At 39.9% G+C, this 14,520-nt stretch carries 21 protein-coding genes and 1 other RNA gene; 18 read left to right on the forward strand and 4 right to left on the reverse strand.

Annotation, left to right across the window (positions count from 1 at the left end; translation table 11 throughout):
• Nucleotides 1-51 precede the first annotated feature (51 nt).
• The 3 genes from BM143_RS05780 to BM143_RS05790 form a co-directional block, all read right to left on the reverse strand.
• Entirely contained in the window at nucleotides 52-687 is a 636-nt protein-coding gene (locus tag BM143_RS05780; RefSeq protein WP_090023633.1) for a DUF4241 domain-containing protein, read from the reverse strand.
• Nucleotides 688-1,053 carry a GIY-YIG nuclease family protein gene (locus BM143_RS05785; protein WP_090023634.1) on the reverse strand — a complete coding sequence of 122 codons (366 nt, stop codon included), beginning with the start codon at nucleotides 1,051-1,053 and terminating at the stop codon, nucleotides 688-690. It lies immediately after the preceding gene.
• A gap of 93 nt (nucleotides 1,054-1,146) precedes the next feature.
• Nucleotides 1,147-3,762 carry a valine--tRNA ligase gene (locus BM143_RS05790; RefSeq protein WP_090023635.1) on the reverse strand — a complete coding sequence of 872 codons (2,616 nt, stop codon included), beginning with the start codon at nucleotides 3,760-3,762 and terminating at the stop codon, nucleotides 1,147-1,149.
• A 129-nt stretch (nucleotides 3,763-3,891) separates the two neighbouring features.
• Here BM143_RS05790 and BM143_RS05795 point away from each other — a divergent pair, with 129 nt between their 5' ends.
• The 18 genes from BM143_RS05795 to BM143_RS05880 all read left to right on the forward strand — a co-directional run bounded on the left by BM143_RS05795 (nucleotide 3,892) and on the right by BM143_RS05880 (nucleotide 13,805).
• The gene (locus tag BM143_RS05795; RefSeq protein ID WP_034729320.1) at nucleotides 3,892-4,356 is read left to right on the forward strand and encodes a DUF1573 domain-containing protein; all 465 of its coding nucleotides are present in this window, start codon (nucleotides 3,892-3,894) and stop codon (nucleotides 4,354-4,356) included.
• A 254-nt stretch (nucleotides 4,357-4,610) separates the two neighbouring features.
• Nucleotides 4,611-5,480 (forward strand): polyphosphate kinase 2 family protein, encoded by an 870-nt coding sequence (locus BM143_RS05800; protein ID WP_090023636.1) that lies wholly within the window; start codon nucleotides 4,611-4,613, stop codon nucleotides 5,478-5,480.
• 153 nt (nucleotides 5,481-5,633) lie between these two features.
• A complete protein-coding gene (locus BM143_RS05805) occupies nucleotides 5,634-6,008 on the forward strand; it encodes a hypothetical protein (protein ID WP_090023637.1) in 375 nt (124 codons plus the stop codon).
• A gap of 3 nt (nucleotides 6,009-6,011) precedes the next feature.
• The gene (locus tag BM143_RS05810; protein ID WP_090023638.1) at nucleotides 6,012-6,554 is read left to right on the forward strand and encodes a hypothetical protein; all 543 of its coding nucleotides are present in this window, start codon (nucleotides 6,012-6,014) and stop codon (nucleotides 6,552-6,554) included.
• A gap of 20 nt (nucleotides 6,555-6,574) precedes the next feature.
• A complete protein-coding gene (locus BM143_RS05815) occupies nucleotides 6,575-7,105 on the forward strand; it encodes a hypothetical protein (protein WP_090023639.1) in 531 nt (176 codons plus the stop codon).
• A 135-nt stretch (nucleotides 7,106-7,240) separates the two neighbouring features.
• Nucleotides 7,241-7,618, forward strand: a complete 378-nt coding sequence (locus BM143_RS05820) for a lipoprotein (protein WP_090023640.1) — start codon at nucleotides 7,241-7,243, stop codon at nucleotides 7,616-7,618.
• Nucleotides 7,619-7,620: 2 nt separating this feature from the next.
• Complete coding sequence (locus BM143_RS05825; RefSeq protein WP_090023641.1) at nucleotides 7,621-8,124, forward strand: hypothetical protein; 504 nt, start codon at nucleotides 7,621-7,623, stop codon at nucleotides 8,122-8,124.
• A 78-nt stretch (nucleotides 8,125-8,202) separates the two neighbouring features.
• Nucleotides 8,203-8,748 (forward strand): hypothetical protein, encoded by a 546-nt coding sequence (locus BM143_RS05830; protein ID WP_090023642.1) that lies wholly within the window; start codon nucleotides 8,203-8,205, stop codon nucleotides 8,746-8,748.
• Between the two features lie 65 nt (nucleotides 8,749-8,813).
• Nucleotides 8,814-9,191, forward strand: a complete 378-nt coding sequence (locus BM143_RS05835) for a hypothetical protein (RefSeq protein ID WP_072921783.1) — start codon at nucleotides 8,814-8,816, stop codon at nucleotides 9,189-9,191.
• 9 nt (nucleotides 9,192-9,200) lie between these two features.
• Nucleotides 9,201-9,764, forward strand: coding sequence for a hypothetical protein (locus tag BM143_RS05840; RefSeq protein WP_090023643.1), 564 nt, complete (start codon nucleotides 9,201-9,203; stop codon nucleotides 9,762-9,764).
• Nucleotides 9,765-9,776: 12 nt separating this feature from the next.
• Nucleotides 9,777-10,154: a hypothetical protein gene (locus BM143_RS05845; protein WP_047449962.1), complete on the forward strand. Its 378-nt coding sequence runs from the start codon at nucleotides 9,777-9,779 to the stop codon at nucleotides 10,152-10,154.
• 9 nt (nucleotides 10,155-10,163) lie between these two features.
• Nucleotides 10,164-10,727, forward strand: a complete 564-nt coding sequence (locus tag BM143_RS05850; protein ID WP_090023644.1) for a hypothetical protein — start codon at nucleotides 10,164-10,166, stop codon at nucleotides 10,725-10,727.
• Nucleotides 10,728-10,735: 8 nt separating this feature from the next.
• The gene (locus BM143_RS05855; protein WP_047449969.1) at nucleotides 10,736-11,107 is read left to right on the forward strand and encodes a hypothetical protein; all 372 of its coding nucleotides are present in this window, start codon (nucleotides 10,736-10,738) and stop codon (nucleotides 11,105-11,107) included.
• An 11-nt stretch (nucleotides 11,108-11,118) separates the two neighbouring features.
• Nucleotides 11,119-11,682: a hypothetical protein gene (locus tag BM143_RS05860; RefSeq protein WP_090023645.1), complete on the forward strand. Its 564-nt coding sequence runs from the start codon at nucleotides 11,119-11,121 to the stop codon at nucleotides 11,680-11,682.
• A gap of 12 nt (nucleotides 11,683-11,694) precedes the next feature.
• Nucleotides 11,695-12,234: a hypothetical protein gene (locus BM143_RS05865; protein WP_047449975.1), complete on the forward strand. Its 540-nt coding sequence runs from the start codon at nucleotides 11,695-11,697 to the stop codon at nucleotides 12,232-12,234.
• Nucleotides 12,235-12,270: 36 nt separating this feature from the next.
• Nucleotides 12,271-12,828, forward strand: coding sequence for a hypothetical protein (locus tag BM143_RS05870; RefSeq protein WP_090023646.1), 558 nt, complete (start codon nucleotides 12,271-12,273; stop codon nucleotides 12,826-12,828).
• Nucleotides 12,829-12,861: 33 nt separating this feature from the next.
• Nucleotides 12,862-13,239, forward strand: coding sequence for a hypothetical protein (locus BM143_RS05875; RefSeq protein WP_090023647.1), 378 nt, complete (start codon nucleotides 12,862-12,864; stop codon nucleotides 13,237-13,239).
• Between the two features lie 8 nt (nucleotides 13,240-13,247).
• On the forward strand, nucleotides 13,248-13,805 hold the full coding sequence (locus BM143_RS05880; RefSeq protein ID WP_090023648.1) for a hypothetical protein: 558 nt from the start codon (nucleotides 13,248-13,250) through the stop codon (nucleotides 13,803-13,805).
• Nucleotides 13,806-13,864: 59 nt separating this feature from the next.
• Here the strand turns inward: BM143_RS05880 and rnpB are convergent.
• An RNA gene (gene rnpB, locus BM143_RS05885) (RNase P RNA component class A) lies at nucleotides 13,865-14,189 on the reverse strand.
• Nucleotides 14,190-14,520 lie beyond the last annotated feature (331 nt).

Consider the following 14,520-nt stretch of genomic DNA (forward strand, 5'->3'; position numbering starts at 1 on the left):
AGCTTAATATACTATATTCAAAAAACTAAGTTTCAAAAATAACTAATTTAATTAACTTATTTCAATAAATTCTGTAATTATCTTCACAGGCTTGTGATCTTTATCATAAGCAATATAACTTGCATAAAAACCTTCACCATATCCGGTTTCAAAGGCGAAAATGGTTCCGGGATGATCATCAGCCGGTTTCAGGAATGCATACTGATCTATCGCTCCTTTTTCGTCGAAGAAATACTCATGGAAAAATTCTTCATAGATTCCCATGAAATCTGCGCCTTTGCTGTGATAAAGCCTCTTTTCAAGCTCGTTCAGACTGTTTTGGGTATCTACATCCATAAGACATCCCATCCCGCTTTCTACAGGATATCCGAAGATTTCTTCTTCTCCGAGATCCTTTACATTCTGTCCTGCAGTCACAGCCATTTCCCATTCTGCAATTTCGGCAGTGCTGAAAATAACTTCTGCATACGCGACACAGTTGCTTTCTCTCTCTTTATGCAGTAAAACAGAAAAATCTCCTTTCGGAAATTCTGTTGTGAAAGCCTGCATATCATTTGTGATCAACGGGTCACAAGCTACCAGCTTTCCACTTGAAAGATAGAGTTTCCCTACTTCGAAGCTTTCCAGTAAAGGGCTTTCCACGAAGTTTTTTGAGAATAGTTTTTTTATGTTGTCTATATGTGTCATTTATTTTTCGTTGTTTAAACTGTCAGGCTGAGCGGAGTCGAAGCCTTTTTTTTCTTGCTCAAAATTATCAGAATGACTTTTATTTTGACAAACCGATAATTCTTTCAACTTCTCCCAATTATCATTAATAATGGCTTCTTTTTTCTTTCGACTCCAGCCTTTTACCTGTTTTTCAAATAAAATAGCCTGAATAATGTCATTAAATTCACAAAAGAAGACTAGTTGAACCGGTCTTCTTTTGTGAGTATAGCTTTCAGGAAATTTTCCAGACTGATGCTGAGCTAATCTGGCTTCAATATCACTGGTAACTCCTGTATAATAAGAGCTGTCGGAACATTTTAAAATATAGACAAAATATTGTTTCATTCTAAGATATCAGGCTTCGTGAACTTTCGTTCGCAGATTTTCTATCTGTGCTCAGCCTGACATTCCGACAAACTTACTGTCTATCTTTTAAATTTACAAACTTTTCAGCTTCTCTTCTAAAATAGCAATCTTATCCTGTGCATCTTTCTGTTTCTGACGCTCTACTTCTACGATTTCAGGCTTTGCATTGGCTACAAATTTTTCATTGGAAAGCTTCTTGTCTACAGAGATCAGGAATCCTTTTAAATAAGCAACTTCTTCTTCTGTCTTCTTTTTCTCTTCAGCTAAATCTAAATTTTCACTTAGAGGAATAGAAACTTCAGTAGCCCCTACCAGGAATGTAAAGCTAGGCTTAGCTGTTTTTTCTCCAAAATGAATTTCAGTAACATTCGCCAGCTTTCTGATTACGGCTTCATTGGCAAATTCCGAAGCTCCGGTATACACCTCAACGGCTTCTCTAGGAGAAATTCCTTTGGTCTGACGGTAATTTCTGATTCCGGAAATGATATCTTCAGCAGTTTCAAAGTTTTTAATGATGTCTTCATTAAATGATTCCTCTTTTTTCTGTTGAGCAATAATTAATGCCTCTTCAATGCTTCTTTCAGAAATCGTCTGCCATAATTCCTCTGTTAAGAAAGGCATAAACGGATGAAGTAATTTCATTAATTCTTCAAAGAAATATATGGTCTTGTTATAAACTTCTTTAGAAATACCTTCTCCATAATTCGGCTTAATAGCTTCCAGATACCAACCGCAGAAATCGTCCCAAATCAATTTATAAATTAAATGAAGTGCATCTGAAATCCTGAATTTTCCAAACTGATCATTAATCTCAGCAATGGTTTTATTAAGCTTATTCTCAAACCATTCAATAGTTTGTTTATCTGCTGTATTGGCTGGTTTGTCTTCATGATTCCACATATTGATCAATCGGAAAGCATTCCAGATTTTTGTCGCAAAATTTCTTCCCTGCAACATCAGATCTTTATCAAAAAGTAAATCATTTCCTGCCGCAGAACTTAATAAAATTCCAACACGAACCCCATCTGCACCAAATTCAGAAATTAATTCCAACGGATCCGGTGAGTTTCCTAAAGATTTTGACATCTTCCTTCTTTGGCTATCTCTTACAATCCCCGTGAAATATACATTTTTGAAAGGAACTTCTTTTTTGTATTCCAGTCCGGCCATGATCATTCTGGCTACCCAGAAGAAAATAATATCCGGTCCTGTCACCAGGTCAGCGGTTGGATAGTAATAGTTAATGTCTTTATTTTCAGGATCCAAAAGACCATCGAATACGGACATTGGCCATAACCATGATGAGAACCAGGTGTCAAGAGCATCTTCGTCCTGTTTCAGGTTGTCAGTGGTCAGTTGCTCGTTGCCGGTTTTTTGCTTCGCTAATACTAAAGCGTCTTCAATGTTTTCTGCAACCACAAAATCATTTTCTCCGTCTCCATAGTAGAATGCCGGAATCTGCTGTCCCCACCAAAGCTGACGGGAAATATTCCAGTCACGGATGTTTTCCATCCAGTGCTTATAGGTATTTTTGAATTTCTCAGGGTAAAATTTAACCTCATCATTCATTACTACTTCTAAAGCAGGTGGCGCCATTTCAGACATTTTCAGGAACCACTGAACAGAAACTTTAGGCTCAATAACTGCACCTGTTCTTTCTGAAGTTCCTACTTTATTTACGTAATCTTCTGCTTTCAGTAAAAGATCTTTTTCCTGTAATTCTTTTGCGATCTGCTTTCTTACATCAAATCTGTTTTGCCCTGCATAATGTAAACCGTGCTCATTAAGATTTCCGTCATCATCCAGAGCATCGATCATTTTCAGCTGATGCTTCTGTCCGATCTCGTAGTCATTGGTATCGTGAGCAGGTGTAATTTTCAACGCTCCTGTTCCGAATTCAATGTCAACATATTCGTCTTCGATGATAGGAATTACTCTACCAACGATTGGTACGATAACATTCTTCCCTTTCAGGTGAGCATATCTTTCGTCATTAGGGTTGATACATACGGCAGTATCCCCGAAAATAGTCTCGGGACGCGTCGTAGCCACGGAAAGAAATTCTTCCGAACCTTCTATTTTATATTTAAGGAAATATAACTTTCCGTTCTGCTCTTTAAATATAACCTCTTCATCGGAGATATTGGTTTTTGCTTCCGGGTCCCAGTTAACCATTCTGTAGCCTCTGTAGATGAGTCCTTTATTATAAAGGTCTACGAAACTCTTGATCACCTGCTGAGACAATTTTTCCTCCATGGTGAAACGGGTTCTGTCCCAGTCGCATGAGCATCCCAGCTTTTTCAGCTGCTCAAGGATGGTTCCTCCATATTTGTCAGTCCATTCCCATGCATGTTTTAAGAATTCTTCACGGGTAATATCTGATTTACTGACCCCTTCAGACTTCAGTTTAGCAACAACTTTGGCTTCAGTGGCAATTGAAGCGTGATCTGTGCCCGGAATCCAACAGGCATTAAAGCCCTGCATTCTTGCACGGCGGACGAGAACATCTTGAATGGTATTGTTCAGCATATGTCCCATGTGTAATATCCCCGTTACGTTTGGCGGAGGAATTACCACAGTATATGGTGGTTTCTCATTAGGCTCCGAATGGAAAAATTTGTTTTCCATCCAGAAGTTGTACCATTTCTGTTCAGTTTCCTGTGGATTGTACTTTTCTGAAATCTGCATAAAATTCTATTTCTTTTGCTTACAATTTGCAAAAATAGTCTAAAGAAAAAAAATTTTAAGTATGAATTAAAATAATTTTTAACTTTGTTTCTCAAAATTTATCTAACAAACATATTAACATTCAAGAATATGAAAAAATTAATTGCAGGAATTGCATTATTTGGGACATTTGCATTAGCTTCTGCACAGACTATTACATTTGATAAAACGACTTTTGACTACGGTACTATCAAACCAAGTGCGGACGGTACAAGATTCTTTACAGTAACGAACACAGGTGACAAACCTTTGATCCTTTCCAACGTAAAGCCTTCTTGCGGATGTACAACTCCTGAATTCAGCCAGGATCCGATCATGCCAGGAAAATCTGCTAAAATTAAAGTAGGATACAACACGACACTTAACGGACCTTTCAACAAAATGATTGAGGTTTTCTCTAACGACCCTGCCAACAGCAGAAGCGTAATCTATATCAAAGGTAATGTAGATGCCAGCGCTCCTGAGCCAAAGCCATTAACCGCTGAAGAGCAAAAAGCAGCCGCTAAAGCTGAAAAGAAAGCAGCTAAACTTGCTAAAAAAGCAGCAGCAAAGTAAATCTCTACTAAAAAAATAAAGGAACCGTCTCCATTGGAGGCGGTTTTTTTGTTACATTTAGGTGAGAGATTAGAAATTAGAGGTTAGAAGTTAGATTTTAGATGCTAGATGCTAGATGTCAGACATCAGATATCAGACGTCTGATGTAAGAGGTCGAAATTATAAGCCAGTTAGAGACTTTCGCTTAATTTCTTAATTCCTAAATTTCTCAATCACTTAATTTTAAATTTTTAAATCATTAAATATAAAAAAACATGGACACCAATTTCTCAGATGATTTCCTGGTAAAAGGAAAGTTCTCAATAAAAAAAGCTTCAACAGAATATAAAGGCAAGCTGACCAAAGAAGAAGGCGGACAGCTTTTAATTCAGGAAAAGGAAAAACTCCGTGAGCTGCAGGAAAAAATGTATGCAGACGGGAGTAAATCTCTGCTTGTGATCCTTCAGGCGATGGATGCAGCGGGAAAAGACAGTCTGATAGAGCATGTTTTTGGAGGGGTAAATCCTCAGGGATGTAATGTGACCAGCTTTAAAACACCCAGCTCAAAAGAATATTCCCATGACTTTTTATGGAGACATTATCTGGCACTTCCGCAGAAAGGAATGATTGGTATTTTCAACCGGTCCCATTATGAAAGCGTTCTGGTATGTAAAGTTCATCCTGAATACAACCTCAGCGAGAAGACATGGTCTTCTGTAAAGGATTTCGATGGTAAGTTCTGGGAAAACAGATATGAAAGCATCCGAAATTTTGAACAGCACCTAGCCCACAACGGAACCACCATTGTGAAAATATTTCTGAATGTTTCCAAGGATGAACAGAAGAAAAGGTTACTGGACAGAATCAACGAACAGGAGAAGAACTGGAAGTTTTCAGCAGCCGATCTTCCGGAAAGGGCTCTTTTCCCACAATATATGGAAGCCTACGAAACCGCTATTAATGAAACGTCAAAAGATCATGCCCCGTGGTATGTGCTTCCTGCGGATAATAAATGGTTTGCAAGAGTAGCCGCTATTCAGATTATTATTGATACGCTGGAAAAGATGGATCTAAAGTATCCTCAGGTGGGTGAAAAGGAAAAAAATGAGCTTCTGGAAGCTAAAAAAACACTTGAAAGTGAATAAACTTAAAACGTAAAATATTATATCATAGCTAAGTATATATAAATAAATTTAACTAAGAAGACACCGAAAAGTGAATAATTTATTGTTCATGTGCTTTTTTTTTATAAATTTATCAAAAATTAATTTTTTACCCCAAATTATTAAACTTTAGCTATGAAAAAACTCTTATTATTACCGGCAATCGCCGTAATATGTCTTATCTCCTGTACCAGTGAAGGAATCGCTGCCAATACAGCACAAAGCATGAAGACTCCACAAATGGAGAATTTCGACAAAGCTTTCAAAAGTCTTAATGACCCACAAAACAGACCTACTGAAGAGGAACAGAAAAGAAATACCTCTGAACTGAGCGACAGAAGGAAGGCTCTTCTTGTTCCTGCATCCAGGGAACTGATCCTTTCTTCCGGCGTTACAGAAGCTGAACTCACAAGAAAAACCGGCGGTGATATGAGCCAGATTATTGTGTGGGCTACCAACATCTATATGCAGAAAAGTGACGAGATCCGTAAGAACTTAAAATCTGAATAGCAGATGAAAAAGTTTTTACTGCTACTCGGCATATGCTCCGTTTCTTCGGCATATGCTCAGGGAGGAATGCTGATCATTCAGAATTTCACCACCAATTACGATTTCCGTGGAGCTATTTTTGCCAGTAACAATGCTGGAGGGTGTTATCCAATTGTCGCCAACCAAAATCCTGATGCGATCGTTGTACCGGCAGGAGCCACTGCAAAATATGAAAATTACAGGGACCAGTATTCTTCCTCCGCCTTTCCGGTTACTTCCTGGAATGTTAATTTGGGCCCAGGATCTACCGTCTTACCAAGGCTATGGAGCCATCCCAGTCTGATGCCTGGTGGTGTGATTTCCAATAACACCAAATGGTCGATGTCAAAATTCCAGATGTTTCACGCAGGAACTTCTGTCCCTGAAACCTACTTTAACGGAAATATCGGGGAAACAGTCGCTGCGTGTAATACTGTTCCCGATGTGATCAACACAGCCTGGGGAAATGCCAAGTGGTTCACCATCACAGCAGGCACAGATGTTTACACCTATCTAGTCATTCAATAAATCATTTACCTTATATCACTATGAAAAAGATAACATTACTTTTATCCGCTCTGGCAGGTGTTCTTGCTTTTGCGCAAACTTCTCCTCTCGTTATTCAGAACTACAGTGCCTATAATGCAGAAGGCAGACTTCGTACCAGCCCGATAAGTGCACCCGGTCCTTATATGTACGCAGCCCCCAATATTCCTTATGGATCATTCACGATACCTGCAGGAGGGTTTACCCAGTACGATAAATTCAGTACAGCAGGGACAGCTCCTTATGGGATCACATTATGGTATGTTGGAGACCCTACCAATCCTGCGAACAACGGAACATATGCCTATAATCATCCTTTTATTGCCACAGTAATGGACCCTAGCAATGTATGGGCGGGATTTGATTTCTTTCTTAAGGATCCTGTAACCCAAAACGGAGTTGATCATTTCCGGATGGGAGATCCTGCTGTTGACCCCTGGTTTGTCAGTACAGCAACCGGAATTAATTCAAGCGCCGATTGGTTTACCATCACTACACCTAGCGGTCCTACCACTTATCTGCAAATCTTTTAAATAACCGGCAGCTGTTCTGCGGCTGCCTATTTTATTGAAAACCATTGATATGGAAAGCAGCTTTTTTGCTTTCTCAGGAAGACATATACCTATACTTCAATACTATTTTAAAACTTATTCTAATACATTTTAATTATGAAAAAATTCTTTTTATCGGCTGCAGTAGCCGTTTTAACCTTAGCATCATGTAATAATGAAGGCTCTGCTGTAAACACTGTGGAAACCATGAAAACCCCACAGATGGAAAAATTTGACAAAGCTTTTAAAAGCCTTGGTGATCCACAGAACAGACCTACTGAAGAGGAGAAGAAAAGAAATACTTCTGAACTGAGCGACAGAAGAAAGGCACTTCTCGTTCCGGCTTCTAAAGAACTTATCCTTTCTACAGGGGTTACAGAAAATGAATTGACGAGAAAAACAGGGGGAGATATGAGTCAGATCATTGTCTGGGCAACTCAGATCTATATGCAGAAAAGTGATGAGATACGCAGAAACTTAAAATCTGAAAAATAGGTATGAAAAAGCTTTTAACCATTTTAGGATTCGTGTCCATATCCTTTGCTTATGCACAGGGAGGACCTCTTATCATTAATAATTATACGGCTGCTGATTTTCATACGAGACTTACTGCTGCCAGTCTTACTACGCCGGGGTGTTATTTTTATGTAACCTTAGACAATACTGAACTTGTTATTCCCAGCGGAAGTTCTGTGAGTTATAACAGTTTCAATATTCCTGGTACGATCTGGAAAGTATCTACCTCTCCTACAGGTGCCACGCCAAGACCGGGAAGCCACCCAAGTCTTATGTCAGGAGGCGCGATCTCCAACCATACCACATGGGTGATGTCACAATTCCAGTTTCACCAGTCAGGAACAGCTTTATCATCAGGAGGTGTAGGTGATACGGGGTATACCTGCAATCCTGTACCTAACACGTTACTTACTACAGAGGGAGCTGTAGAATGGTTTACCATAACGAGCGCCGGAACCACTTACACATATGTTCAGGCATTTTAATATTTTTTATCAGCCCTTATTCATTGTTTTAAAACATGAAATAAATTCATAAACACTAATTATTAAACGAATTACACTATGAAAAAACTAAGCATTATTCTGGGTATTCTGGCGGGAATGGGTATTTCAGCCCAGTCTTCCACACTGGTGATCTATAACTACAGCGCTTATGATGCTGCGGGAAGATTTATGACCGTTGGGTCGGCAGGTTCCGGATCATCCCAGCCTTATATGTATGCTCTTCCCAATGCTCCTTACAGCGTATATACAATTCCTGCAGGAGGCCACACCAAATATGATAAGTTTGACAATACAGGTGGAGGCAATCCGATTCCGATTCCCGGATGGTTTTATATAGATCCCCTCAACAGTGCCAATACAGGGAATTATCCGTACAATCATCCTACCATCACAGCGGTGACTGCCATCGACGAATGGATGGGGTTTGCATTCAACCTTACGGACAGTACGGGATATACTTATGATACATTTGAGGTAGGAGATCCTGTACTTTCGGGAGGTTTTCTCCAATCTAGTCAAAACGGGCCCAACACAGGTTCTTCTGCGGATTGGTTTACGATCACAACGCCCGGAGGTGTGGTCACTTATTTTCAGATCTTTTAATTCCTCCATTATAATATCAACAACCTTAACATAATAAAAACTGATCATTTACAAACAATCTAACTATGAAAAAACAACTGTTATCTGCTGCTTTTGTCATTTTAACCTTGGCATCATGCAACAACGAAGGCTCTGCCGTAAATACTGTGGAAACGATGAAAACTCCGCAGATGGAAAAATTTGACAAAGCTTTTAAAAGCCTTGGAGACCCTCAGAACAGACCTACGGAAGAGGAGAAGAAAAGAAATACATCTGAACTGAGCGACAGAAGAAAAGCGCTACTTGTTCCGGCATCGAAGGAACTTATCATTTCTACGGGAGTTACTGAAGCTGAACTAACAAGAAAAACAGGTGGTGATATGAGCCAGATCATCGTTTGGGCTACCCAGATCTATATGCAGAAGAGTGACGAAATCAGAAAAAATATCAAATCCGATAAATAATCTTTTGTTATGAAAAAAATACTAACCCTACTGGGAATCACAGTGGCTTCTTTTGCTTATTCACAGGGCGGAACACTTATTGTGAACAACTATACGCCCTATGATTATTACGGAGCCCTGATTGCCAATAATTTTGCAGGCGGATGCTACCCCTATGTAAGTCCAAAAACACCTAACGGTATGATCACCGTTCCTGCTAACAATAATATGGGTACCGGAACTGAGCTGAGGTATGACAACTACAAAGATCAATACACTTCATCACTGTATCCTATATACGAATGGCAGGTAAATGTATCACCAACCTCCGGGCAGCCACGGTTATGGAATCACCCTGCCGTAGGACCTGCTTCACCTGTAGGACTCAATACAAAATGGGGATCTACAAAATTTCAAATGTTTTTTGCCGGTACTATGAATAACGTTCCGGAATATCACGCCAATTTAAGTCTCGCGGGAAATCCTTGTAATTTGTCTGATGACTTTTTCAACACACCATCCGGAAGTAACAGCGCAGAAATGTTCATGATATCAAGCGGAGGAATTAACTTCACCTATATCCAACTTTATTAATCTGATTTACTTATGAAAAAATATTTTTTATCGGCTGTAATAGCTGTTTTAACCTTAGCATCATGTAACAATGAAGGCTCTGCCGTGAATACCGTGGAAACGATGAAAACCCCACAGATGGAAAAATTCGACAAAGCTTTTAAAAGCCTTGGAGATCCTCAGAACAGACCTACGGAAGAGGAGAAAAAAAGAAATACTTCGGAACTGAGCGACAGAAGAAAAGCACTTTTGGTTCCTGCGTCGAAAGAGCTGATCATTTCCACAGGCGTTACTGAAGCTGAACTGACGAGAAAAACAGGTGGTGACATGAGCCAGATCATCGTTTGGGCTACTCAGATTTATATGCAGAAGAGTGACGAAATCAGAAAAAATATCAAATCCGACAAATAATTTATTACTATGAAAAAAATACTAACGATACTTGGAATCACAGTGGCTTCTTTTGCTTACTCACAAGGAGGAACACTTGTTGTGAATAATTATACACCTTATGATTATTACGGTGCTATCATGGCCAATAATTTTTCAGGCGGATGCTACCCATATGTAAGCCCCAATACCCCTAACAGTATGATCACCGTTCCTGCCAACGCCAATATGGGTACAGGAACAGAGCTAAGGTATGTCAATTACAAAGATCAATACACCTCATCGCTGTATCCTATAAACGAATGGAATGTGAGTGTCTCAGCAACTACCACTCAACAACGATTATGGAATCATCCTGCCGTAGGACCTGCTTCACCTGTAGGGCTCAATACAAAATGGGGACATACAAAATTTCAGATGTTTTATGCAGGGACTACAAATAATGTCCCGGGATATAACGCCAATTTAGGTCTCGCAGGAAATCCATGTACTGGGGCTTCCGACAATTTCACCACGATATCCGGAGCGAACAGTGCGGAAATGTTTATCATATCAAGCGGGGGAATCAATTACACTTATATCCAACTTTATTAATCTTAATTATGAAAAAATATTTTTTATCGGCTGCAATAGCTGTTTTAACCTTAGCATCATGTAACAATGAAGGCTCTGCCGTGAATACTGTGGAAACGATGAAGACGCCACAGATGGAAAAATTCGACAAAGCTTTCAAAAGCCTGGGAGATCCACAGAACAGACCTACTGAAGAGGAGAAGAAAAGAAATACTTCCGAACTGAGTGACAGAAGAAAAGCACTTCTTGTACCTGCATCAAAAGAACTGATCATTTCCACAGGGGTTACAGAAGCTGAACTTACAAGAAAAACAGGCGGTGATATGAGCCAGATCATCGTTTGGGCGACTCAGATCTATATGCAGAAGAGTGATGAAATCAGAAAAAACATTAAATCCTAAAATTAATCATCATGAAAAAATTACTAACCGTATTAGGCTTAGCCGCTTTTTCTCTGGGGTATTCCCAGGGAGGAACTCTTGTTTTGAATAACTATTCTGCCTATGATTTTGTGGGATTCATTATTGCCAATAATCTTGCCGGTGGGTGTTATCCTTATATCACTTCTGCCAATCCGGACATGGTGAGAGTTCCTGCCGATTCTCATATGGGCAACGGAAATGAGCTGAGATACGACAATTACAGAGATCAGTTTGGCTCTTCTTTATATCCCATGGCTTCCTGGCATGTGGCTACCTCCAGCGCACTTGGCGTCATTAGACCCTGGAATTTCGGTTCTCTAATACCCGGCGGAGTTTTATCCACCAATACAAGATGGGCCACTACCAAATTCGTGATGTATTATCCGGGAACAACGAACCTGGCACCGGACAACTTCAACGGCGCTATAACCATTGTTGGCAATACCTGCTATACTGCATTGGATAATATGACTTCTACTACTGGAAATAACAGTGCGGAAATATTTACGATCACGAGTGGAACCTCCACTACCACCTACATCCAACTTTATTAATTTGATTGAATTATGAAAAAGATTTTAGCTATCATAGGAACAGCAGCCGCTTCTTTGGCCTACTCACAGGGTACGATCATCATTAATAATTATTCTCAATATGATTTTCATGGATTTATTATGGCGGCCGGATCTACAGCCGGATGCTATCCCCGGGTAGGAAATGATGGCGAGATCGTAGTCCCTGCAGATTCTCATATGGGTAACAATATGGAACTGATCTATAAAGATTACAACGGTCAGTTCATGTCTTCTTTATATCCTACCGCCAACTGGGCTGTCACATTAAGTCCCACCAATTCTTCCATCATGGCCTGGAATAATCCCAACCTTGCAACCAGCGGTACTATTTCAACCACAACCCGATGGTTTGCCACTAAATTTGATATGACGGAACCCGGAACAACTACATCCTCACCGGACTTTCGGGCCAATTTAAATCTGGCCAATCCCTGCAACCCTACCGCGTATAGTTATTACGATACTCCATCGGGAAACAACAGTGCTGAAATCTTTACTATAGGAACGATAACCTATTTACAACTGTTTTAATACAGGATATCGAGGATTTAAATTAATTATAAAATCATGAAAAAAATATTCACTATTCTCACCCTATCATTACTGTCATCTGCTTATGCACAGCACAGTATCATGATCGTCAATAACTACTCTACTACCTTTGATTTTCAGGGAAAAATAGGGGCTCATAATTTCGCAGGCAGCTGCTATCCTTATGTAACATCCAATACTCCGACGTCCATCGTTGTTCCGGCAGATTCGCATCAGGGTAACGGTAAAGAACTGGCTTATAAAAATTTCAGAGACCAGTTTACAAGTTCACTGTATCCTACCACTAACTGGACATTGCAGACCACTGCCACTAATTCTTCGGTAAGATCATGGAATCATCCAAGCATAGCACCGGGCGGTGTTATTTCAGAAAATGTAAAATGGGCATCTTCCCAGTTTCAGATGTACTATGCAGGTACATCCACTCCGGAGCCGGGTTTTAGCGGACAAATCGGGGAATCTCCTGATCCCTGCACGGGTGCTCCGGGATATACTTCCACATCCTACGGAGACATTGAATGGTTCAACATTACCGTAGCAAACGTCACTTATTCGTATTTACAAATTTATTAGTCACAAAAAATCTAACCTACATCCTAATTCATTATGAAAAAACTTTTTATATCAGCAGCTTTTGCCACTTTAGCCTTAATATCTTGTAATAATGAAGGCAGCGCCGTGAATACCGTAGAAAGTATGAAAACGCCACAGATGGAAAAGTTCGACAAAGCTTTTAAAAGTCTGGGAGATCCACAAAACAGACCTACGGAAGAGGAGAAAAAAAGAAATACCTCTGAACTAAGTGACAGAAGAAAAGCACTTTTGGTTCCGGCATCAAAAGAACTGATTATTTCCACAGGCGTTACAGAAGCTGAACTGACAAGAAAAACAGGTGGCGATATGAGCCAGATCATCGTTTGGGCTACCCAGATTTATATGCAGAAAAGCGATGAAATACGTAAGAACATTAAATCTGATAAATAATTACGGCCATGAAAAAAACAGCAGCTTTATTATTGGGTTTAACATCGATACTTTCCTCCGCACAGACTTCAACATTTGTATTTAATAACTACAATATTTATGATGCGGTCGGAAGACTGATGACCTGCAGCCCTACGCCGGGACTGGTTTGCTATATGTATGCATCACCCAACGGACCTTATGGTACGTATACAATGCCGGCAGGAATTTCTTCCTCCTATGCATCATTCAACACTACGGGTTTAGCCGCTTTCCCAATGAATATGAATGTATGGAATATTACGGATCCAAGCAACACCGCAAATAACACATCGTATCCGTACAACCATAACTACATCACCTCTACGATGTCTTCTATCAACGAGTGGGCTTCATTTCACTTCTTCCTGAAGGACAGTGCTGGAAATACGATAGACTCCTACCTTGTGGGAGATCCGAATATTGCCATTAATGCAGGGGTCACCGCCAATGCATATCAGATAGGAGCCAACAGCGGTATAGAAGCCGAGTGGTTTACCATTACAACATCTACAGGGAAGATTACTTATTTCAGTATCTATCCATAAAAAAAGCGGAGAACTTTCTCCGCTTTCTTTTTTATAAACAATTGTGTAGCCTGTATAAAATCGCGAGAAGATCTGTAAGCCGGATTTTGTTCTTCCGAAGAAGCGCCTGTTATTTATCTGCGTCTTACATTGCTGCAAAACTTGAGCTGATTACCCCTCGGCTTTCAGGACGAGCCGCCCCTAATTTCCATTGCTGAAAAGAACCGATATACTTATCATTGCACCGCAAAGAGTTTACCTGGTTTCACTACAGCCGAACTGTACCTGCTTTCTGTTGCACTTGTCCTACCCTCACGGGTGACGGATGTTATCCGCTTTGCTGCTCTATGGTGTCCGGACTTTCCTACCCCTGCCGAAACAGGAATCAACAAGCCGATTTTCTCGCGGTTGCAAAGATACGCATTATTTGGTGATTTAGTGATGTGATGATTTGTTGATGCGTTGATATAATGATGTGTTAATACGATGATGGGGAATATATGGATTGATTAGGAGAATGTAATATTCAATAGGCATGGGCTTTAGCCCATTAAAAAAAGAAAGCAAGCAATTTGGCTTTAGCCAAAACCTAAAAAAACAATATCATTTCAACAATTCCCAAAATCTATTAAACCCAATTCTGACATTACCCCATCATCAGCAAATCATCAAATCGCCATATCAACAAATTAACGCATCATCATATCAACAAATCACCGCATTATTATTATCTTCG

The sequence above is a fragment of the Chryseobacterium oleae genome (assembly GCF_900115055.1).
Taxonomy (GTDB): Bacteria; Bacteroidota; Bacteroidia; order Flavobacteriales; family Weeksellaceae; genus Chryseobacterium; species Chryseobacterium oleae.